The organism is Spirosoma luteum DSM 19990 (assembly GCF_000374065.1).
Classification (GTDB): Bacteria; Bacteroidota; Bacteroidia; order Cytophagales; family Spirosomataceae; genus Spirosoma; species Spirosoma luteum.
In genome coordinates this window covers 99,253-121,867 of record NZ_KB893255.1, presented here as the reverse complement: position 1 = coordinate 121,867, position 22,615 = coordinate 99,253, and the positions used below count along the sequence as shown (strand labels likewise).

Here is a 22,615-nt window from a genome sequence, read left to right as displayed (position 1 = left end):
AACTAAACGACTATGGACTGGAAGTCCATAGGTTTAAAAACGAATGGAATTCGTTTGTTTCGGCTGAAGCCGACTGAAGGTATACCACTTTAAGTGACCTACTCCAGAATGAAATTCTCATCCCCATTAGGATGATCCTTGTGATGATCTAAATACGATTGCAGCAACTCGTCGGTGATACTACCCACACTCCAAGCACCGTAACCAACACCCCAGAAGTGACCGCCCCAATACCGACGCTTCAGTTCAGGAAACTCGTGCAAAAGCAACTTCGCACTGCGGCCTTTTAGCCGCCGGACTAAATCGCTCAAACTTAACGAGGGCGAATACGATACGTGCAGATGAATATGATCTTTACTCACAACGCCTTTCAGAATCTGCACGTCCAGCACATTGCAGGTCTGCCGCAATAAGTCCCGACAACGCAACTGTACATCACCTGTCAGCACATGGTAGCGATACTTAGTACTCCACACCAAATGGACTTGTAAATTATAAACCGAATGACTACCAGACCGTTGCTGCTTCATCAAGCAAAATTACCAAAATTGAGTAGCAACTAAAGTCTTGCCCTAAAGGGCATAGCTTGAACTAGCGTACGTGAAAAGTCAAAGTCATCATTGCCGGTCATGCTGAAAGCCACGCAGATTGTCGAGATAGACAAGAGTAGTAACAATCCGTCCGTGTGCTTCCGTTTAACGGGCAGGAGATCTCTTCTAACTAGCATAATGTCAAGGTCTTATTTACAAAATTTACACGCTTATTTACAATCCAGGCCTCTCAGGCTGAAATAAATCAACCTATTTTTGTTGCACCAACTTTAAAAGGATATGAAAAATAAAAGTAATGCCTTAAACGGATCTGATTTATCAGGAGATAGTTCTATGTTAATTAAACCTACAAAGAACATGAAAAAAGTTATTTATGCGCTGATCTTACCGCTGGTTGTGGTAAGCGGATTAGTATTTGCCAATCGTGAAATAAAAAATGAAACGTCTAAGAAATTAACCCCAAAGCCACTCTCAGCTGCTGAAATAAAAGCCGGAAGGGAAAAATGGGAGGCTACTCCTGATGGTATACTGTACAAAAAATGGGAAGCGTCTCCCGCAGGTAAAAAAGTGTATACTGCTGAAGCTAAAATAAGGAAGAACATTAAAGATTATACCAATATGGAGGGAGTTGTAACCTCTCTTTCTCTTCCGCCAGGCTCACTATTAGGTTTCGGAGTGATGGTCAGGATTAATGGTGACGATTATATTGTAAAATTTGAGCCGGAAAAGTCTCAACTTGAGCAATTGCATAGCCTGAAAGTTAACGACAAAATAAGTATAAGAAGCCATGGTGTATCGCACGCACCCAAGTATTCATATCCAATAGTATGGGGCGACTATGTAGAACGAGATAACAAAGTAATTTTTAAACGTGTCCCTCGCAAAGGCGGTTGCTGAGTAAAGTTATGATGGAAAGACCTTTGCGGAATTTAAAGGTAAAGGGAGTCAAAAATAACTTTTTTAGCCGACACGTTTAAGATGGAATCATGCTTCAGACAGTACATTTTTCGGCATCGACAAGCAGTCGGCTTTTTTACTCGGTGGACTATTAATTTTAGATTTTAAAAGTAAAAAAATAATAAACAGGATAACAATAAGTTAGTACTGACAAAAGAGAAACAGTGGCGTATAAAATTGTGGCAGGACGTTAGGCATTCGGCTTTAAATCGCTATTTTGCTTTTGTGGGTAATGGAGACTGTGGTTTTTCATATGCCACAACTTCACAAACACTATAACGTTGGTTGTAGATGTAATAAGGGTTGGAAGTGTGTTGGTAATTCGCTCTGCGTGGGTGGCTTGCCGGGCGACAGGCAGCAGGCCGCAAGGTAAAACTCCGCAGCCCAACCGAGAAAGAGTAGGGTGTAAAGGCAGGCGGGTAAGTTTGTTTAGGTGAGTTGCCATCAGCCCTTTCGGGCGTTGGGTGAACAGCTGGAATCGTGGGTGTGTTATCTGCGGCAGGACGTACGTTCCGATGAACCGCACTGTGGCAAATTCCTGAGGTTAGGTACGTGCGAAAAACGCTTCTTTCCTGCCTTAACCAGGAAAGACGATTGACAAGCACTCGCTCTAAGTGGAAAGTAACTTGACCGTTTTTGAGTTTGGGAACAAAGGAATGCTTAAGCCACCTTCTGAGAGGGTGGCTTAAGCATTGGTAATGACTCGTATAGGTAAGGCCAGTATGTTCTGGGCGTAGAGACTATTGTTTGCTGAACACCTTCTTCAGGATATCAGTGACCCGGGCAGCCGGGTTTTCGCGAATCTTCTTCTCCTCCTGCGCTACCAGAATAAACAACCCGTCTACCGCTTTATTCGTGGCGTAAGATGTCAGATCCGGGTTAACTTTCTGCGCAATGAAGGGGATTTTGTTGTAGGTATTCACCAGACTGCTGTAATACTTCGTTGCGTTATTTTTATTCAGCGTGCTATCGATAATGGGTGTGAACTCCGCTACCAGTTGCTGGCCCGATGTACGGCGCAGGTACTGCGTGGCGGCATCGTCCTGACCGCTTAGAATACCGACTGCATCCTGAATGCTCATGGAGGTGATCGCTTTCACAAACACCGGAGCGGCTTTTTTGGCGGCATCTTCAGCGGCCCGGTTCAGCGATAGCTCGAACTGGTCGACCTGCTTACCCAATCCTATTCCGCGTAGTGTAGAGGCTACTTTCTGTGCTTCGGGCGGGAACGCAATTCTCAGCAGTGGGTTTTTAAAATAACCGTTCAGGGCTGATGCCTGACTCGACCCATTCTTAACCCCGATGGAAAGGGCTTCTTTGAGGCCCATAGCAATATCACTGCTACTTAACCCCCCTGCTGTACCCGTAGTCTGTTGCGTGACGGCATTCAGAATCCGGCCAAAAAGCCCACCTCCCGACGATTTGGGCTGAGTTGTATCCTGTTGGGCAAAACTAACCTGCGTAACCGTAAGTGCCAGTAATCCGGCTATAAGAACATTTTTCATCATCATCGAATTTATCAGATTGTCATTGAGTAACTCCCAATGGCCCTAAATCGTTTTTTCGTACTTTTGACAACGGGGACTGACGAATGTAAAATTCAGCACGAATAATAATTTATACTACATTGATAATTAGACTGCTACTATAATGAAGACACGGTCGTTAGCACACCAACATCACCGGTTTATTCTTCACTGTACAGGCTGCACGCTACACTAAAAAATGACCAATACCATCCGCGCCGAAGTAATCACCATCGGCGATGAAATACTCTTCGGACAGATTACCGATACCAATACCGCCTGGCTGGGCACCGAACTGACCAACATTGGGGTTCGTGTAGTACGAAAAACCTCCGTTGGCGATCAAGCTGACGCCATTCTCCAGAGTTTGCACGAAGCCCACGAACGGGCCGATATCATCATCATTACGGGGGGCCTTGGCCCTACCAAAGACGATATTACCAAGAAAATCCTCTGTACCTATTTTGGGGTTGGCATGGTACGCAATGAAACGGCGCTGGCCCTGGTAACCGGCTTTTTCGAGAAGCGGGGTCGTGCCATGACCGACCTCAACCGCTCTCAGGCCGACCTGCCCGCCAACGCGGTGTACATGCAGAATGACTGGGGAACCGCGCCCGGCATGTGGTTTGAGTATGCGAAAGCCGACGAACCGAAACGGGTGTACGTTTCCCTACCCGGCGTGCCGTTTGAGATGAAACACCTCATGACCAACCGGATTCTGCCCCGCCTGACCCAGCACTTCGAAACGCCTATCATCAAGCATAAAATGATTCGGACCGTCGGCATTGGTGAGTCGTTTCTGGCCGAGCGAATCGAAGCCTGGGAAGATGGGCTCCCGGCGCACATCAAACTGGCTTACCTACCCAGCTTTGGGGGCGTAAAACTCCGCCTGACCGCCACCGGTGACGATAACACTCTGCTCGACCGTGAACTGGCCGAACAGGTTGACAAAGTGATGCCCCTAATTACAAAAAGTGTGTACGGGTTCGATGGTGACGAACTCGAAACGGTAATCGGGCAGTTACTGAGAGATAAAGGGGTGGGTGGTAAGCCACTAACCCTGGGCGTGGCCGAAAGTTGTACGGGCGGCTACGTGTCGGCCCAGATCACGAAGGTGCCCGGTGCCTCAGCCTATTTCTGGGGTAGTGTTGTCAGCTACAGTAATTCCGTGAAAGAAAAAGTGTTGGGAGTGAAGCCCGAAACACTGCAGCAATTCGGGGCGGTGAGTGAAGAAACCATCCGGGAAATGGCCGAAGGCGTTCGCACGGCGCTCGGCACCGACGTAGGCATTGCCACCAGCGGTATTGCCGGGCCAGACGGCGGCACGCCCGATAAGCCCGTTGGCACAATCTGGATTGCCTGCGCCACCAGCCAGCGTACCACCACGCGACTGCTCAAACTGGGTCAGTACCGCGATCAGAACATACAGTTAACCACTAACTACCTGCTGAACATGCTGCGGGAAGAGTTACTCAATGAATTATAAAAGATGAATGATAAATGGTGGAATGCAATACATTCATCATTCATAATTCACCATTAAAATACATGGCACTCATCGATATGGTTATGCCCAAAATGGGCGAGAGTATAATGGAATGTACGGTTATCACCTGGCTAAAAAGGCCCGGCGACCGTATTGAAGCGGACGAATCGGTATTGGAGGTAGCTACGGACAAGGTAGATACCGACGTACCGGCTTTGCACAACGGTGTCCTGAAAGAATTACTGGTTCAGGAAGGGGACGTGGTGGCCGTTGGTGCGCCCATAGCGCGTATCGAGGTGCAGGAAACCGTCGCGAGTGAGTCAGGCCCGGAGGAGTCTCCCGACGACGATAACAAAGCCCGGCCGGAAAACCCCGATCAAACCCCGGTTGGTGTTGGCGATGTAGCCAACGTACCGAAAGAAGCCGAAGAAAAGGTCGTTTTTGAACCAGAAGCAGCGACCGCAGCCCAGGAAATTGAAGCCAGTATATCGGCGATGAGTAGTCGTCCGACACCCGCAGAGAAAGCGGTCGCTACGTCAGCTACTACGCTGGCAGGTACTACTACGGACGTGTTTACCGACCGTTTTTACTCCCCGCTGGTATTGACCATTGCCCGGGAGGAAGGCGTATCACGTGATGAACTCGACCGTATTTCCGGCTCCGGGGCTGAAAACCGGGTGACGAAGAAAGATATCCTGGCGTTCGTGCTGGATCGGGCCGAGGGACGGCTTCCAACCAATTTTGCCTCGTTGCCCCGCCAGCAATCAACCCCAGCCACCAATGCCCCCGGCCAGCCATCTCCGGTACCGGCTGCTCCCGCTGTACCAGCTAAAGCCAGTTCCGTCAATGGGCAGGATGATATTATCCAGATGGACCGGATGCGAAAAATGATTGCGCAGCGGATGGTAGAGTCGAAGCAGGTTTCGCCCCACGTCAGCTCGTTCGTTGAAGCCGACATGACAACCATTGTGCAGTGGCGTGCCCAGGTAAAAGAGCAGTTTAAGCAACAAACCGGCGAGAATCTTACCTACACGCCGGTGCTCGTAGACGCCATTGTGAGAGCCATCCGGGATTTCCCAATGATCAATATATCGGTTGATAAAGACTCGATTATTGTCAAAAAAGCCATTAATATCGGTATGGCGGTGGCGCTGCCCAATGGCAACCTGATTGTGCCGGTTATTCATAACGCCGATCAATACAACCTGGTAGGCCTGACCAAAAAGGTCAATGACCTGACTAAACGCGCCCGGGAAAATAAACTCGTGGCCGACGACCTGGCGGGGGGGACGTACACCATTTCCAACATTGGCACATTTGGCAACCTGATGGGTACGCCCATTATTATGCAGCCGCAGGTAGCCATTATGGCTTTCGGCGCTATCGTTAAAAAACCAGCCGTTGTTGAAACCAGCGAAGGTGATTTTATCGGCATCCGGCACCTTATGTTCCTCTCGCACTCCTACGATCACCGCGTGGTAGATGGCTCCCTGGGGGGGCAGTTTGTCCGGCGCGTGGCCGATTATTTAGAGCAATTCGATACCAACCTGAACATCTGACCGGGATTTTTTGATTTGACTGAGAGCCTGCCCGCTTTATTTAAAGGGATATCAGATTAATCGATGAAATCATAAGAATCCTAGTTCCGACAACCTATGAAACAACGCATTGCTATCGACATGGACGATGTCATGGCCGATACCCACAGTAAATTTATCCGCCTTTATCTGGAAGGCGACATGCCCCGCTACACGCTGGAAGAACTGAAAGAAAAATCATTCCACGAACTATTTGATGAGGATGAGTACCAGGCCATCTCGCAGAGGGTGTACGAGCCGGGTTTCTTCCGGGATATTCCCGTTATGGAGGGAGCGCAGGACGTAATTGCCGACCTGATGCAGCAGTACGACGTTTATATTGCCTCGGCCGCTCAGGAGTTTCCAAACTCCCTGCGCGAAAAATGGGACTGGCTACAGGAATACTTTCCGGCTATCAGCTGGCATAACTATATTTTTATGGGGGATAAGAGTGTACTCAACACCGATTTTCTGATTGATGATTTGCCCCGTAATCTCCGCACGTTTCAGGGCGAAGGATTACTATTCGATGCCCTGCACAACCGGGACGACCGGGAGTTCAGACGCGTAAAATCGTGGGATGCCGTGGCGAAGGCGTTGTTATAGTGCGGTGTGTGGTATCTTGCCCGTGTAACCAGCATCCCCGGTCTCAGCCGGTAGCTGATGCAAACTTGTTCTACACCCATCGCTGCTATTTCCGCGCCCTGTTCCGTACTTTTGCCTTATGAAAAAGTCAGATATTCATTTCTCGATTGAGCTGGACAATCAGAACGTTCCGGAAAAAATTTACTGGGAAGCCACGGACAATCCCAACGAGGGACTCAGCGATACCCGTGCCATTGCCATTTCGCTGTGGGATCATTACCACAACAGTACCCTCAAAATTGACCTTTGGACCAAGGATATGGAAGTGGTGGATATGAAACGCTTCCTGATTGAAATGATGAGCGGCATTGCCGATACGGCCTTAAACGCGACCGGCGATCAGCGTATGGCCGACGACATCGAAAAGACCTGCCAGGTGTTGAGCAAACGGCTGGAGGAAGAAATAAAACAGCAAAACAAATAAGTAACAGAAGGACGTCGGTTAGTTAGTCAGTCGATCAATCACTGATTAACCAACCGACTGATCGACAACTTCTGCTCTTTCCAGGTACGACCCCCGCACATTGGTCGTTAATTTGCTGGTACTACTCGAACGATTTCCCATTCTTCATGAAAAAAAGTCTGTTTTTGCTACTGCTTGTAGCTAACGTTGCCTTTGGGCAAAAAGGCATTCAATTTAGTGCATCACCCATCGAGAAGGTGTTTCAGGATGCCCGCAGGACCGGAAAGCCCGTGTTCGTTGAGATTTTTTCGCCTACCTGCCATACCTGCCAGAGTTTCATTCCGACCCTGGCCGACAGCCGGGTAGGTGCTTTTTATAACAGCAAGTTTATCAGCACCAAGCTGGATATCAACCAGCCCGCCACCCGGGCGTTTCTGGATAGCCGTCGATTATTCGTGCCCTCGTTGCCCCTGTTTCTGTACTTCGATCCGCAGCAGAACCTGATCCATTTTGCGATGAGCAATAACTCGACCGATGAGGTTATCCGGCATGGTACCAACGCCCTGAATCCGCAGGCTCGCAGCCAGACCATGAAATCGCGGTATCAGCAGGGTGACCGGGCTGCTAACTTCCTGATCGATTACGCCATGTATAGCCGGGTTACCAAAGATACCCTGGCCAGCATAGCAGCTATGAACGACTACGCCAAACAGCAGCCAACTGCTTCCTACGCCAACCAGACCAACTGGCTGGCTTTACAAAAACTGGTGCTGGATTACGAAAACCCGATGTTTCAGTACATGATGGGGCACATGGATGCGTATCGCAAAGCCTACGGGGCTAAAGAGGCTCAGGATGTGGCTGAAAATATCCTGATGTCGTCGCTGTTCAGCGGGCGGGGTGCCAAGTTTTCGATTGATAAAATCATGCAAATCCGGCAGGGGCTGGCCAAGATTGGTATCGACCCCAAAGTGGCGGCTAACCGGACCCTGCTGCCCGAAGTGAATGCGTATTTCAACGCCCGTCAGACGGCCAAGGCGGTCGAACGGATGGATAATCAGGTCAACTCAAACAAGTTGACCGTGCCGGAATACATTTACATCGCCCGCTTGTTTAACCGGTTCAGTCCCGATGGTAAAGATGTGCCAACGGTTACGAAATGGATTAATCAGGGGCTTGCCTTAAATCCAGGTGCCAAAGAACAGGCCGAACTTCGTGCCGAACTGGCTAAGGCCAGCAGACGGGCTAAGTAAAAAATACGTACACGCAAAATGGGGTGCCACATTCAGAATGTGGCACCCCATTTTGCGTTTGGTAGTTACTGTTTTTATCTGTTCGTGGAAACCGGCAGCGTAACCGCTCTGGTACAGGGGCTGGTACCCAACGGGCGGGTATCTTTTAGGCAGGCCAGCCGCCGTCCTCATTCCGTTTCGTTCCGTAACGTGCGCCCCCCGTGGGCGTACAAAAACACGCTGGCCGACAGTAGGGCGTGGTACGGCTTTGCTTGCAGCGTTTTTTTGACGGTATAAAACTGCTCGATGTCCGGAACCCAGTCGCTGGCGTTGGGCTGGTACATGAGTTGCTGCATCACCACATTGGCTACGTTATCATCCGGTGAATCGAGGTGCTTCAGCAATACGGTTTTAGCCGGTTTATCGTCAAAATGTCCGTTTAGAATGGATGCCGCAACGACCTGATTGAGTGGATAGCTATCGGTCAGGGCCGCTGTTAGCTGGACCTGATACGGCACCAACGCTGGTTTAGATTGCGAACGCAGTCCCATCAACGCCCAATAGCGGACAAGTGGGGTTCTGCTTTTCAGCAAGCCGATTTGCTTTTTCAATGTGGCGGCATCCCGGAAGCCCGATACGCTGGCGGCTTCGTAGATATCCTGGATTGGGTAGTTTACGTCCTGCTGCCGGAAGGTGTAGGCGGTAGTAGTTTCAGACAGCCTGGCAATCTCAAGTTCGGGCAGGAACAGAACATCGCGCTGGCTAAGCACATGGGTACGAAGTTGACTTCTGAACTCGTTCAGTAAGGACTCGTAGCCTTTTTTCTGGGCCAGATTGTCCATTTCCCAGGGGTCTTTTTCCAGGTCGTACAGCATCTCGGCGGGGCGGGGGAGGAGTATTCGTTGCTGCACGGTATTCAGCTTTTTGTCCCTGAAATCACTCCGGATGTGTTGCGTAATTTCGCCCACGTCCATGTATTGAAGGTAACGCAATTCCGGCACGTAAGGCATGAATACCCGGGTGTAGGCGTAGTGGCCTTTGATAACCGTCCGGGTCAGGTCGTAGCTTTCGTCGGAGCGGTCGGAGGAGAGGAACAGGTAGGTCGGTTCCGGCTTTCGGCGTTCCGGCGTCCCGTTTTTCCCAACCAGGCTGCGCCCCTGCATGTAGGCCGGACTATCTACGCCCGCCAGTGACAAAACGGTTGGTCCCAAATCCGTAAAATCAATCTTTTCGTCGGTCACGGCACCTGGCTGCTTCCAGGGCGACAGGTGTTTGTACTTTTCGGGAAACCAGGCAATAAACGGCACCCGGTGCCCCAGCCCCTTCCCATTGGTTTTAGCATCGGGCATGCCTTCGCCGTGGTCGGCAAATACGAAAATGATGGTATTCTCCCGCAGGCCTTCTTTCTCTAATCGTGCCAGCAATTCGCCAAATTCAGTGTCGGTTTTTGTAATGGAATTATAAATCCGGGCAGTCTGCTTCCGCATGGCCGGTGAGTCGCGGAAAAACGGCGGCAGCAGCACATCTTCGTCTTTGGTCTGCTGACTCTCCGCCAACTGATCGATAATCTGTTTTTTATACTGCGCAAACGGCTCAGTCATCGTCCGCGACTGGTGACTCGATATTGAGTTGAAGACCGAAAAAAACGGTTGTCCATTCCGGCGTTTCCACCAACCGGCCTGCTCCGAACTCTCATCCCATGATTCCTGAATAATGCGTTTGGCCGCCGATGTGTTATAGTCAGTTTTGCTATTATTGGTGGTATAATAGCCCGGGCCGCGTTCGGTTGCGTCGCGCAGGTATTTCGGAAAGCCCGTCATTGTATGGGGAATGGGGTAATTGCTGCGGTGGTTTCCCGTGCCGAGGGTGTACGTTTTGCAGCCCAGAATGAGCGCGTTCCGGCTGGGTGAACACACACTTCCCGTCGAATACGCTGCCGTAAAGCGGATACCTTCAGCGGCTAACCTGTCCATGACGGGCGTTTTAGCTACCCCATTGCCGTAACAACCGATAAACTCCGGTGAAGTATCTTCAAACGTTAGCCACAGGATGTTGGGCCTGTCCTGTGCGGGAGCGGTGAGTGTAGCCAGAAAACAGAGGAGCACTGGTAAGATACCCATCAACCAGCGTCCCGTAGGCACGTAACAGCGTTGCGTCGGTGAAAAAATAGCTTTACCCATCAGGCTCGTCCCGTAGGGTTGCAGCAGCGTTGCGTCGGTTATTGCCGCTACGTTCTTCGCTAATGGTAAGCAGCTTATCATTGTCTGTTTAGTTTAACCAGGTCCTGGTTTGGGTCGTTGATACTATCGGTCAACGCAGTTTCAACTCATCCGTTTTTGCCTGATAGGCATCGCCCACCAGGGCTTTCATTTGTTTTTCCAGTTCGGCCAGTTTGTTCGGATTGGCGGTAGCCAGATTCGTACGCTGGCCGGGGTCGGTCTGGAGATTGTAGAGTTGCGGGGTCTGACTCAGCCCGGTTTCAATGTTTACTTCTTTATTGAGCGGCCTGCCTGGGTAGGATGGTATAAACGCCCACTCCCCCGCCCGGAAGGCCAGCCGCCCGGAGGCTTCCAGCACCAGATTCTGCCGACCGGTTTCCGCATTCCCCAGCAACGCATCGAGTATGTTCTCACTATCCGTGGTTTTGTCGACACTGCCAACCAGGGCCGCCAGCGACGCCAGTAAATCAATCTGGCAAACCACCGCATCGGATACGCCTTTCTTTATGTGGCCGGACCAGGAAACGATGAACGGCACGTGGGTTCCGGCATCGAACAAACTGTACTTGCCACCCCGAAACTTACCCCAGGGAGTGTGTGTGCCGTTTTTCTCCACTGCTTCATCGTAATAGCCGTCGTTCAGCACGGGGCCGTTATCACTTGACAGAATAACCAGCGTATTGTCGAGTAAGCCGTCGGCTTTTAGTTTCTTCATTATTTCTCCCACGCACCAGTCGGCTTCCAGAATGGCGTCTCCGCGTGACCCCAGGCCCGATTTTCCGGCAAACTTTGCTCCTGGCACACGGGGTACGTGTGGTTCATGCAGGGCGTAGTAAAGAAAGAACGGCTTTTCCTTGTGCTGGTCAACAAAGTCTTTGGCTTTGCCCAGGAACACATCCGCCATTGTCTCATCGGTCCAGGTAGCGTTTTTGCCTCCTTTCATGAAGCCAATACGCGGAACGCCATTTACTACGCTCTGGTTGTGGCCGTGATGCCATTTCATTTTGGTCATCAGTTCGGGATTGGTAAGGGCGGTAGGCTGGCCAGGAAAGTTTTTTTCGTAGCTGACGGACAGCGGGTCACTGGCCTGCAACCCTACTACCTGCCGGTTCTCGACGTACACCGTCGGCACGCGGTCGCCGGTGGCCGCCATGATGTATGATTCGTCGAACCCCAGGTCGTTGGGCGTTTTGGCAATTGCTTTGTTCCAGTCCACATTCCCATTGCCCAGACCAAGGTGCCACTTGCCAACGACGCCCGTTGCGTATCCTTGTTTTTTGAGCATGCTGGCTACGGTGATGGCGGTTGTGTCGATGAGCAGGGGGGCATCGCCGGGGAGGATTTTGGCGTTTTCATTGCGCCAGGGATACACACCGGTCAGCAGGGCAAACCGGCTGGGGGTGCAGGTTGCCGACGTAGCGTACCCATTGGTAAACCGAATGCCCGACGCGGCAAGCCGGTCGATATTAGGTGTTTTCAGCGTGCCCTGTCCGTAAGCGCTCACATCCCCGTAGCCAAGGTCGTCGGCGTAAATAATCAGAATGTTGGGCTTTGACATGGGTGTTTTCCCCGATTGCGCAGTGGCTTTACTACGGTCTGTCTGGCAACCCAGGAGCGCAATAGCGGCAAGAACGAGTAATTGTCTCATAGAGAAAGATGCGTGGTATCGCGTACGGTTTAAAGCGTATTGGATCAATTAGTCAACTGTTAAATTTTCGGTGACCAATCGAAACCAGCGTACGCTTTATCGAAAAGAGTACATTATCCGTCGGATTTACTGTCGGCTTTCTAAGCCTTTAACAACGAAATAAGGGAATGAGCCGGGACAAAAAAGAAAGAAACTCTACCAATCACCTTCCAGGTTAATGCCAAAAGATCTTTGGTCGGGCATAAGCCCAGGCGTAAAGGCCATTCAGTAAAAATAAATAGCTCCACACCGTCAGGGACGTTAAATGCCTCCGGCAAATTCGGACTATTTACGCTGATTGCTCCGATTGGGCGGGTCTATTCTATCCCCATTCTAAAAATCTTCACTAGCTTTGTCTTATGGCTAAGTATAAAAATGAGGGGTATGACCCCGAAGAAATAAGCGCCCTGAAAGACGAATGTCAGCAGGAGGGCAAATCGTTCGTTTTTGTAGAGGACGATGATTTGGACGTGCTGGAAGAGGGCGAATGTGCTCATATTCAGTTTCCCGGTAAGTATCAGGGCGAAGAAGTCATCTTCGATGCGCTGGTGTACACACTTCGCCTGCACCACAGCAGTTTGGTGTACGAAATGGCCCTCGAACAGGTGCGCAAAACGTACCCCGAATACGTACCACCCGAAGACCGTAAGCCCACCTATAAAATTACGCCGGAACTGGAAGAGGAAGCCGAAACGGCCCTGACCGAGATTATCGATGAGATTGAAGAGACCGAAACGGTAAAAGTACAGGAACACGTTGAGGTGGATATGGAGTCCGACTATGGCATTGCCCTGGATGTTTGTCTAAACGTGGACGAAGTAACCGACGAGGTCATCGAAGATTTCATCAAGCACTTCACCAACAATACGTTATCCCTCGATACCACGCTCTATTCGTTTAGCAACGAGGAGGAAAACTAGTAACCAATGATGAATGATAAATGATGAATTACGTAGAGCAGTAATCATCATTTATCATTCATCATTTATCATTATATAACGTGCAAAGCCCCGATTCGCTGAACCAGGTAGCGGAATTTCACCGCACCTTCCACGCGCCCGTTTTAGAAACGCCCCAGATTCCGTCCGAAGCCCGCTGCAACCTGCGCGTATCATTGTTGACTGAGGAGCTGGATGAACTCCGCGAAGCCATCTTAGACGGTGATATCGTTGCCGTTGCCGATGCCCTCTGCGATCTACAGTATGTATTATCGGGGGCGGTGCTGGAGTTTGGGCTGGGCGATACGTTCAAGACGCTGTTCGATGAAGTGCAGCGTTCCAACATGAGCAAGGCCTGCGGAACGGTAGCCGAAGCCGAAGCCACCGTCGCCGAATACCAGGCCAAAGGCGTTCCTTGCCATTACATTGAGTCGGATGGCAAATACCTGGTGTACCGCGATGCCGACCACAAGACGCTCAAAAGTGTGAACTATTCCCCGGCTGATCTGGCGAGTATGCTTTGAAAAGCAGGGTGCCTGGCCCGATCCAGTTAATAAACCCATCATTGTTTGTTGAAACAGCACATTGCTCAAATTGCCCTGGTCGTTGACAACTACGACGATGCCATTTCCTTTTACACGCAGAAACTTCGGTTCACGCTGATTGAAGACACCGTAATGAGTGAAACCAAACGGTGGGTTGTGGTTGCTCCGCCCGGGTCGGAGGGATGTCGGTTGTTGCTGGCTAAAGCCGCTACGGATGAGCAGCGGAGTCGGGTTGGTGATCAAACGGGTGGGCGGGTTTTTCTGTTTTTACATACCGATAACTTTGCCCGCGATTATCAGCATCTGCTGGACCAGCACGTAACAATCATTCGAAAACCATCGGTGGAGCCTTATGGAACTGTAGCCGTTTTTGCCGATCTGTACGGCAATCTTTGGGACATGATTGAACCCGTAACCCGTTGAACTCACTAGAACTTCATTATGGAAAATTACACTTACACCGCCGTTGACCGGTTCCTGCGCTACGTGCAGATCGATACCCAATCGGACCCGCAGTCGAAAACGAACCCGAGTACCGGAAAGCAAAAAGACCTCAGCCGGGTCCTGTTGCAGGAGTTACTCGAAATGGGCCTGGCCGATGCCGAACTCGACGAGTGGGGCTATGTGTACGCGACCATTCCTGCCAATACCGATAAGGCGAACGTACCCACGATTTGCTTCTGTTCGCACGTCGATACCTCGCCCGACGTGACGGGGGCGGGCGTGAAACCCATCATCCACCACAACTGGAGCGGTTCGGATATAACGCTGCCGGATGATGCCACCCAGGTTATCCGCGTGGCCGACCACCCCGATTTACACAACCAATTGGGCAACGACATTATTACGGCCAGTGGTACTACGCTGCTGGGGGCCGACAATAAAGCGGGTCTGGCCGAAATTATGGATGCCGCCAACTACCTGCTGATGCATCCCGAAGTAAAACACGGCTGGATTCGGCTGTTGTTTACCCCCGATGAAGAAATAGGACGCGGCACCGAAAAAGTGGATATTCAGAAGCTGGGTGCCGATTTTGGTTATACCATCGACGGTGAGTCGCTGGGGACGCTGGAAGATGAGACGTTCTCGGCCGATGCGGTCAAAATCACTATTCAGGGCGTGAGTACGCACCCCGGTTTTGCCAAAGGTAAACTCGAAAATGCCCTGAAAATTGCCGCTGATCTGCTGGCTGCTTTGCCGAAAACAGCTCTCTCGCCCGAAACGACGGAAGCCAAAGAAGGCTTCGTCCATCCAACCCGAATGGAAGGGAATCAGGACCAGGCAGTGGTGGAGTTTATTATCCGCGATTTTACAGAAGTGGGTTTGCAGGAGAAAGAAACCTACCTGCAACATCAATTGAACGACGTGTTGGCTAATTACCCTGGCTCCTCGGCACAGTTGGTCGTGAACGAGCAGTATCGCAACATGAAGGCCGTGCTGGACCAGCACCCAGCCGTAGTGGACAATGCGCTGGAAGCAATTCACCGGGCGGGACTAACGGCCAATCGACGGAGTATCCGGGGCGGCACCGATGGGTCCAGGCTGTCATTCATGGGGCTGCCCTGTCCTAATATCTTCGCGGGCGAACACGCCTTTCACTCTCGGCAGGAGTGGGTATCGGTGCAGGACATGCAACACGCTGTCGATGTAATCGTAAACGTAGCGCAGGTTTGGGAAGAGCGGGCATGAATACCGCCCGCATCACCGTTGATTTTGGCCTGGTCGTGCTCATCTGGCTCGTACAACTGATTATTTATCCTGGTTTTCAGTATTACAGCCCCGCCGAACTCGCCGGCTGGCATCCGAAATACTCAAACCTGATAACGTTTATTGTCGGGCCGCTGATGCTGGTGCAGGTGATACTGGTCGGATGGTCGGTACAGAACCGGGTTTCGTGGCTCACGCTGGCCTCCGCGGTTCTAGTCGGGCTGATGTGGGCTGCCACCGCGTTCCAGGCCGTACCGATTCACAACGCCATTGCCGCTGGCGATGCGACCCCCGAAACCCTTCACTGGCTGGTAAGCACCAACTGGCTGCGAACCGCAGGCTGGACCTTCGTTTTTTTGCTGGGCGTAGCGGAACGCATGCTGGTCCGGTAAGCCGCCACAAGGTGTTCTACACCCGAAAACCGGCACGATTCACGATGCCCGTGGCGGTGCCGACCTTATCCCTATCAACTTCCGGCGTGATGAAACCCTTAATCTGACGTTCAACCGGGCATTTCGGAAGTTCACGAGGCAGACGCCGGAGTAGTTTCTGGCTGGTGCGGAGTGGTTCCTGACGTCAGTTAGGGCAGTTTAAGTGGAAATGGCTGTCGAGCCGGACCGAAATAGCCGGGCCGTTTCACTGCGGGGCAACTTTCCGCAGGTGTGGCCGGATATCTTCCGGTACCAACCGCCTTTTTTTGTCATTACAGGTCAGGATTGGCCATATTACCCGCTCGTACCAGCCGGGCGAGTAGCAGAACGGCAACGTATTTCATAGCTTTGCGGGGTAACTTTCCGTAAAATGGGTAAAAAGAAGCCAAAATTTTATGTGGTCTGGCAAGGCCGGAAACCGGGGGTTTACGACTCCTGGGACGATGCCAAAGCGCAGACCGATGGTTTTGCCAAACCGTTGTTCAAATCGTTCGATAGCAAGCCGGAAGCCCTGAAAGCCTTTAAAGACAAACCGCATCAGCACGTTGGACAAGGCACTAAACCCGTAGCCAAACAGAGCAAACTTGATGGGCTGGTTGGCTTGCCCATACAGGATAGTCTGGTAGTAGATGCCGCCTGGAACACCGCTTCGGGCGACATGGAATACCAGGGCATCTACCTGGGTACACGGCAGCGGCTGTTTCTGAAAGGCCCGTATGCCGACGGTACCAACAACATCGGCGAGTTTCTGGCCATCGTTCACGCCCTGGCCCTGCTGCATCAGAAAGGCAGCAACATTCCCGTGTACTCTGATTCCCGAACGGCTATTGGCTGGGTGAAAAAGAAAAAAGCGAATACCAAACTCGAAGAAACTGCCCGTAACACCGAGCTCTTTGACCTCCTCGACCGGGCCGAGACCTGGCTTCAGACCCACAAATTCGCTAACCCGGTTCTGAAATGGGAGACTACCGTCTGGGGCGAAAATCCCGCGGATTTTGGTCGGAAGTAGGGGTAAGCAGTAAACTCTCCCGCTTGTTTTTGCCACCGTATGACTGCATAAATCCGGTGAAGGAGTTTGTTACGAACCGCTTCGAGAACGGGCATTTTGTTTCGGCCCCGGCGGGAAAGCGCTTCTTTAATTTCGCAGAGCGATAGTAAAAGGGGGCAACGCCAGCATGGCCGGCCATATTCATTAAATCAATAAGTGCCTTTTTTCATTGGTACCCGTTAGCATCCCGGCAGCGGTAGCCGGGCCAATCCCGGGAACCGGCTGATTAAACCGGAGAAAGCCTGGGTCGCCCGTCACTTGCCAGGAGTTGTGTAATGGCCATGCGAGTGTGGTCGTTTACCGAAATAACCGCCTTGTAAAGAAGGGAACAACTACCCAAGTAGACAGATAATTTTCTCACTAAATGCCTCCTGTACGATTCTGGACATCGCGTGTCCGGGATTGTCCGAAATCGTACAACTATCTGCCAGCTTATTGCCTTTGGATGCGCGCTGGAGGGGGTTTAGGAACTGGTATAATAGTTGCCCCCTGGATTCAGGCGTCTTTAACCCTGGACCTTTATGTGGCGAAATTATTTCAAAATTGCCCTACGGAATCTTTCCCGGAGTAAGTCCTTTTCGGCCATCAATACACTGGGTCTGTCGGTGGGGATGTGCTGCTGTATGCTGTTGCTGCTTTATATCCGCAGCGAACTGTCTTTCGATACGTACCACCAGCATGCCGATAATTTGTATCTGCTGGGATCGAAATCTGTCATCGGGCAGAACGCGGGTCAGGAAGCCGCCAGCGTATCGGCACCCTATGGGCCAGCCCTAAAAGCAGAATATCCCGAAATTGCGCAGATGGCCCGGTTATTCGAATCCGACGAGAAATCGTTGTTGCAGGTGCGTGAAACCGGGAAACCGCTGCTGTCTTTTTACGAGACAAAAGGCTATCAGGTCGACTCCACCTTCTTCGAGCTGTTTTCCTATGAGTTTGTTGAGGGGAGCGCCAAAACGGCCCTGCGGAATGTGCACTCGGTGGTGCTCTCCGAATCCGTAGCCCACAAGTTGTTCGACAACGGGCCGGCGCTCAATAAACTGATTCGCATTGGGGGTGATGCGGGCATGGGGGAGGAGTTCAACGTAACGGGGGTCTATACCGATGCCAGTGCCCATTCTCACATCGATGCCCGATTCTTCATCCCGATTTACGCGGGCGACATGGGGAGTTTCCTGCGGAGCGGTCGGCTGGATTTTGCGAATAACAACATGTTCCACACCTACCTGCGCCTTCAGTCGGCGGGAAGCAACGGGGCAGCCGCTGGCAATCCCGCTCAACTGGAGAAAAAATTCCCGGCCTTCATCGAGAAATACGCCCGCGCTGATCTCAAACTGGTCGGTTTTGACCGAAGCCTGTTCCTGGTCGGGGTGCCCGATTTACACCTCTACAGCCATTTCGATTCGGTGGTTACGCCCACTAACAGTATCCTTTACCTGTATATACTGGGCTCCATTGCGCTCTTCACGCTGCTGATTGCCTGCATCAATTTTATGAATTTATCCACGGCCCAGTCGGCCCGACGGGCGGCAGAAGTTGGCGTCCGCAAGGTGCTGGGCGCTGAGCAGGGGGCGTTGGTCCGGCAGTTCCTGGGTGAGTCAATGGTGTTAACATTCGTGGCGTTTTTAATCGCGCTGGCCTTAGCCGCCCTGTTTCTTCCGTTGTTTAATCAACTTACGGCTAAGCAATTATTGTATAGTGAGTTGTTTCAGCCCACAAGTCTGCTCGCATTCTTCGGTCTGGCAGTGCTAACGGGCTTGCTGGCGGGTAGTTATCCGGCCTTCTATCTGTCGTGGTTCAGCCCCGTAAATGTTCTGAAAGGGCGGTTGGGTAATTCGCTATCAGCCACAACCCTACGCCGGAGCCTGGTCGTTTTCCAGTTTGTGGTGTCGGTGGGTCTCGTGCTGGCCTCATTTGTAATCCAGGAACAGATGCGTTACCTCCGCGACAAACCGCTGGGCTTTACGCAGGCTCAGCAGATTGCCATACCCTTTCGTAGCCCTGAATCCCGGGCATCGTACACGGCGTTTCGCAGCGAAATTCTCTCGAACAATCAGGTTGTATCAGCCGCCGGAGCGCAGTTTTATCCGGGCATTGCCAACCTCAGCGACATGGTTTTTCACCGCCCTGACCAAACTGTTGAGCAGGGCCACGACATTCGCATTAACCGGGTTGATTTTGACTTCCAGCAAACGATGGGTTTCCAACTGAAGCAGGGACGCCTGTTCTCCCGGCAGTTTCCGGGCGATACGGCTAACCGGATTATCGTCAACGAAGCAACCCTCCGCCAGTTTCAGCTAGACCCGAATAAAGCCGTCGGCCAGCGTCTGAACTTCGACTGGCAGGGCGAAAGTACGCCCTTTGAAATTGTAGGGGTGGTCAGCGATTTTCATTTCGAAGACCTGCACAAATCCATCGAGCCCTTTGCATTCATGCTCAGTCGGCGCCCCGGTTTCAACTACCTCATTGTGCACGTCAACACGGGTGATATGAGCAATATCCTGACCTTCCTCGAACAGAAGTGGAAATCCATACGCCCCGACGAACCCTTTGAGTACACGTTCCTGAACGAGGATTTTCAGAAAAACTACCAGGCCGAAGCCCGCACCGCGCGGATTGTACGCACGTTTACAATTATTTCCATCCTGATTTCCTGCCTGGGCCTGTTCGGTCTGGCTACGTTTGCCGCCCAGCAACGAACGAAGGAGATCGGCGTCCGCAAAGTGCTTGGGGCATCGGTGGGAAGCATTGTTCTGTTGCTGTCAAAGGACTTCCTGAAGCTGGTGCTCGTAGCCATTGTTATTGCATCGCCCCTGGCCTGGATCGTCATGAATCGCTGGTTGCAGGATTTTCAGTACAGAATTGACATTCCCTGGTGGGTATTTATGGTGGCTGGCGTTCTGGCAACTCTCATTGCTTTTATCACCATCTCCTTTCAGAGTATCAACGCTGCGCTGATGAATCCGGTGAAGAGCTTACGCACTGAATAAGCACACATTGCTTTGCATCAGCAGCATCCCAGCAGGCTGATTTTAACACTGTACAGGCTATAGGCCTGCCATAGATTGATAGACTTATTACCAAACTTTTATAAAGTTATGCTGCGCAATTACCTGAAAATAGCCTGGCGGAATCTGGTTCGCTACAAGGGTTACACCTTCATAAACGTTTTTGGCTTGGCCATCGGTCTGGCCTGTTGCCTGGTCATTTTCCTGTACGTACAGGACGAACTCCTGTTCGACAGGTTCCACACGAAGGCCGACCGGATTTACCGCATCATCAACCAGCGTAGTTCGGAAGGCGTCCAGATGGTTATGGCGCGTACCCCACCCGCGTACGGGCCGGCGCTGATGACTAGCTTTCCCGAAGTACAGCAGAGCGTACGTCTGTTTGAGTTTGGCGGTAATGAACTGGTGGCCTATGGTGACAGGAAGTTTTTCGAATCGGGCATCCTGCTGGCCGACTCGACCTTCTTCGAGTTGTTTTCCTTTCCGCTAACGCGGGGTAATCCCAGGCAGGTGCTCCGGTCACCCGATGCTATAGTGCTGTCGGAGACGATGGCCCGCAAATATTTTGGGAATCAGGACCCGCTGGGTAAGCTGTTGAGCATTGACGGAACGTACAAATTCCGGGTGACGGGTGTTATGAAGGACGTACCGGAACAATCCCATCTTAAGGCCGGTTTCGTTGGCTCGTTTGGAGCGTTGCGGGATATGGTTGGAGCAGAACGGCTTAAAAGCTGGGGCTGGCAACAATTCTATACCTACATCACCCTGAACCAAGGGAGCAATCCTGCACAGTTGAATGCTAAACTGCCCGCTTTTTTGGCGCAGCACGCGCCCAACGAAGTTAATCAACGAAACGCACGGGACAATTATGAGTTACAAGCACTTACAGATGTTCACCTGCGCTCTTCGGATGTGGAGTACGATATTGTTCAGAAAGGTGATATTCAGTACATCTATGCCTTTTCTCTGGTGGCCATTTTTACCTTGCTGATTGCCTGTTTCAACTTTATGAACCTGAGTACGGCGCGTTCGGCTCGCCGGTCGAAGGAAGTTGGTATGCGTAAAACCCTGGGGGCTCAACGCGTCCAGCTTGTCGGACAGTTTCTGGGGGAGTCGCTCCTGCAAACGGGCCTGGCCTTGGCAGTAGCCCTGTTGCTCACGGTGCTGGTATTGCCTACGCTGAACAACTGGACGGGTAAATCGCTGCAGTTTGTGTCTATACTGACCGTTCCGTTTGTATCCGGGTTACTCGGGGCCGCCGTTCTGGTTGGCTTGCTGGCGGGGAGTTATCCGGCTTTTTTCCTATCGGGTTTCAAGCCGCTTAATGGGCTGAAGGGTGTGGTGAAAGGAGTGGCATCGGGAGCCTTTTTACGCCGGACGCTGGTAATCGGTCAATTTACCGTGTCGATCATGCTGATGATTGGAGCCGGTATCGTGTTCTACCAGATTCGGTACATCCAGAAGAAGAACCTGGGTTTCTCGAATGAGCAACTAGTGTCGCTGCCTATTCGTACGAAAGCTATGCGCCAGAACATCGAAACTATCAAAGCCGAACTAAAGCAAAACCCGTCGATTGTGGGGGCCACGGCCTGCTACGGAGTGCCGGGTGGGAGGTTCGCGGGCGATGGTATTAAGGTGCCCGGCCGTACGGAGGAGTTCTCGACTAATATGTTCCTGATCGATGAGGATTACATTCCGACCCTGGGTATGACGATGGTGGCCGGGCGTAATTTTTCCAAGTCCTTTGGTACCGACGCGCAGGAAGGGTTTGTGCTGAATGAAACCGCCGTTCGTGAACTGGGCTGGGGATCACCCGCCAACGCCATTGGCAAACCGGTGGAGTGGCGGCAATGGGAGCCCCCCACACCCGCCGATTCCATTAAACGGGGCAAGGTCATCGGCGTCGTGAAAGACTTTAATTACAAAACCATTCACCAGAAGATCGAGCCGATGGTGTTGCAGATTGTTCCTGCCGAATACTCGCACCTTGTGGTTCGTATCCGACCCGCAGCCACAACGACGGCCTTGAGTGTGCTGTCTGATAAATGGCGGGCCGCAGCAAGTGAATGGCCCTTTGAATACACGTTTCTGGACGAGCAGTTTGCCGACCAGTACCGGTCGGAGCAGATTTTTGGTAAAGTATTTGGTTTGTTTACGTTCCTGTCCATCTTTATTACCTGCCTGGGTTTATTCGGCCTTGCCGCCTTCACCGCCGAACAGCGGACCAAAGAAATTGGTGTCCGTAAGGTCCTGGGCGCCAGTGTGACCAGTATTGTCGCTCTGCTCTCCAAAGACTTTCTGAATCTGGTACTCATTGCGCTGCTGATTGCTGCCCCCATTGCGTGGTATACCATGAACCATTGGCTGGAAAGCTTCGCCTACCGGGTCAACATGGAGTGGTGGGTTGTGGCGCTGGCCGGTTTGCTGGCTATCAGTATCGCCTTTCTGACTGTTTTCTTCCAGAGTATCAAGGCCGCGCTGACGAACCCCGTAAAAAGCCTGCGATCAGAATGATGACCTGGTCGAATCAGCTACGTGCCGTTCAGTTGTAGGCACACATTCTGTTGCTGACCGATGATCGTGAATTAGTAGGTTCTGATTGGTTGAGGGAGCTGATTTCACCACCAGAATCGTTCGTTATTGTCAAGGCCAAAC

18 protein-coding genes are annotated in these 22,615 nt (G+C 51.7%); 14 read left to right on the top strand and 4 right to left on the bottom strand.

Annotated features, from left to right (window positions below; translation table 11 throughout):
* Positions 1–98: 98 nt before the first annotated feature.
* A complete protein-coding gene (tnpA, locus tag B156_RS0112515) occupies positions 99–530 on the bottom strand; it encodes an IS200/IS605 family transposase (protein ID WP_018619334.1) in 432 nt (143 codons plus the stop codon).
* A 300-nt stretch (positions 531–830) separates the two neighbouring features.
* Here tnpA and B156_RS0112510 point away from each other — a divergent pair, with 300 nt between their 5' ends.
* Entirely contained in the window at positions 831–1,448 is a 618-nt protein-coding gene (locus B156_RS0112510) for a hypothetical protein (RefSeq protein ID WP_018620065.1), read from the top strand.
* An 800-nt stretch (positions 1,449–2,248) separates the two neighbouring features.
* Here B156_RS0112510 and B156_RS0112505 read toward each other — a convergent pair.
* Positions 2,249–3,019, bottom strand: coding sequence for a DUF4197 domain-containing protein (locus B156_RS0112505; protein WP_018620064.1), 771 nt, complete (start codon positions 3,017–3,019; stop codon positions 2,249–2,251).
* A gap of 214 nt (positions 3,020–3,233) precedes the next feature.
* Here B156_RS0112505 and B156_RS0112500 point away from each other — a divergent pair, with 214 nt between their 5' ends.
* From B156_RS0112500 to B156_RS0112480, 5 genes are all read left to right on the top strand, one after another.
* The gene (locus B156_RS0112500; RefSeq protein WP_018620063.1) at positions 3,234–4,520 is read left to right on the top strand and encodes a competence/damage-inducible protein A; all 1,287 of its coding nucleotides are present in this window, start codon (positions 3,234–3,236) and stop codon (positions 4,518–4,520) included.
* Positions 4,521–4,582: 62 nt separating this feature from the next.
* Positions 4,583–6,079, top strand: coding sequence for a dihydrolipoamide acetyltransferase family protein (locus B156_RS0112495; protein WP_026260796.1), 1,497 nt, complete (start codon positions 4,583–4,585; stop codon positions 6,077–6,079).
* 96 nt (positions 6,080–6,175) lie between these two features.
* On the top strand, positions 6,176–6,703 hold the full coding sequence (locus B156_RS0112490; RefSeq protein WP_018620061.1) for a 5' nucleotidase, NT5C type: 528 nt from the start codon (positions 6,176–6,178) through the stop codon (positions 6,701–6,703).
* 118 nt (positions 6,704–6,821) lie between these two features.
* Positions 6,822–7,166: a gliding motility protein GldC gene (gene gldC, locus B156_RS0112485; RefSeq protein WP_018620060.1), complete on the top strand. Its 345-nt coding sequence runs from the start codon at positions 6,822–6,824 to the stop codon at positions 7,164–7,166.
* A gap of 146 nt (positions 7,167–7,312) precedes the next feature.
* Entirely contained in the window at positions 7,313–8,398 is a 1,086-nt protein-coding gene (locus B156_RS0112480; protein ID WP_018620059.1) for a thioredoxin family protein, read from the top strand.
* Positions 8,399–8,565: 167 nt separating this feature from the next.
* On the opposite strand, the gene B156_RS0112475 is transcribed toward B156_RS0112480, so the two are convergent.
* Together B156_RS0112475 and B156_RS0112470 are read right to left on the bottom strand one after the other, a co-directional pair.
* Positions 8,566–10,638, bottom strand: coding sequence for a sulfatase-like hydrolase/transferase (locus B156_RS0112475; RefSeq protein ID WP_018620058.1), 2,073 nt, complete (start codon positions 10,636–10,638; stop codon positions 8,566–8,568).
* Positions 10,639–10,687: 49 nt separating this feature from the next.
* Positions 10,688–12,244, bottom strand: a complete 1,557-nt coding sequence (locus B156_RS0112470; RefSeq protein ID WP_018620057.1) for a sulfatase family protein — start codon at positions 12,242–12,244, stop codon at positions 10,688–10,690.
* A 398-nt stretch (positions 12,245–12,642) separates the two neighbouring features.
* Between B156_RS0112470 and B156_RS0112465 the strand changes: the two genes are divergently transcribed.
* The 8 genes from B156_RS0112465 (at position 12,643) to B156_RS0112430 (ending at position 22,474) form a co-directional block, all read left to right on the top strand.
* On the top strand, positions 12,643–13,203 hold the full coding sequence (locus B156_RS0112465; RefSeq protein ID WP_018620056.1) for a hypothetical protein: 561 nt from the start codon (positions 12,643–12,645) through the stop codon (positions 13,201–13,203).
* 80 nt (positions 13,204–13,283) lie between these two features.
* Positions 13,284–13,745 carry a pyrophosphohydrolase domain-containing protein gene (locus tag B156_RS0112460; protein WP_018620055.1) on the top strand — a complete coding sequence of 154 codons (462 nt, stop codon included), beginning with the start codon at positions 13,284–13,286 and terminating at the stop codon, positions 13,743–13,745.
* Between the two features lie 48 nt (positions 13,746–13,793).
* Positions 13,794–14,189 carry a VOC family protein gene (locus B156_RS0112455; protein ID WP_018620054.1) on the top strand — a complete coding sequence of 132 codons (396 nt, stop codon included), beginning with the start codon at positions 13,794–13,796 and terminating at the stop codon, positions 14,187–14,189.
* Positions 14,190–14,207: 18 nt separating this feature from the next.
* Positions 14,208–15,455 carry a peptidase T gene (gene pepT, locus B156_RS0112450; protein WP_018620053.1) on the top strand — a complete coding sequence of 416 codons (1,248 nt, stop codon included), beginning with the start codon at positions 14,208–14,210 and terminating at the stop codon, positions 15,453–15,455.
* On the top strand, positions 15,452–15,865 hold the full coding sequence (locus B156_RS0112445) for a hypothetical protein (RefSeq protein WP_018620052.1): 414 nt from the start codon (positions 15,452–15,454) through the stop codon (positions 15,863–15,865). The genes pepT and B156_RS0112445 overlap by 4 nt, the downstream gene beginning before the upstream one ends.
* Before the next feature lie 409 nt (positions 15,866–16,274).
* Positions 16,275–16,913, top strand: coding sequence for a ribonuclease H1 domain-containing protein (locus B156_RS0112440; protein ID WP_018620051.1), 639 nt, complete (start codon positions 16,275–16,277; stop codon positions 16,911–16,913).
* A 560-nt stretch (positions 16,914–17,473) separates the two neighbouring features.
* Positions 17,474–19,942: an ABC transporter permease gene (locus B156_RS0112435; protein WP_018620050.1), complete on the top strand. Its 2,469-nt coding sequence runs from the start codon at positions 17,474–17,476 to the stop codon at positions 19,940–19,942.
* Positions 19,943–20,050: 108 nt separating this feature from the next.
* Entirely contained in the window at positions 20,051–22,474 is a 2,424-nt protein-coding gene (locus B156_RS0112430; RefSeq protein ID WP_018620049.1) for an ABC transporter permease, read from the top strand.
* Positions 22,475–22,615: the final 141 nt, after the last annotated feature.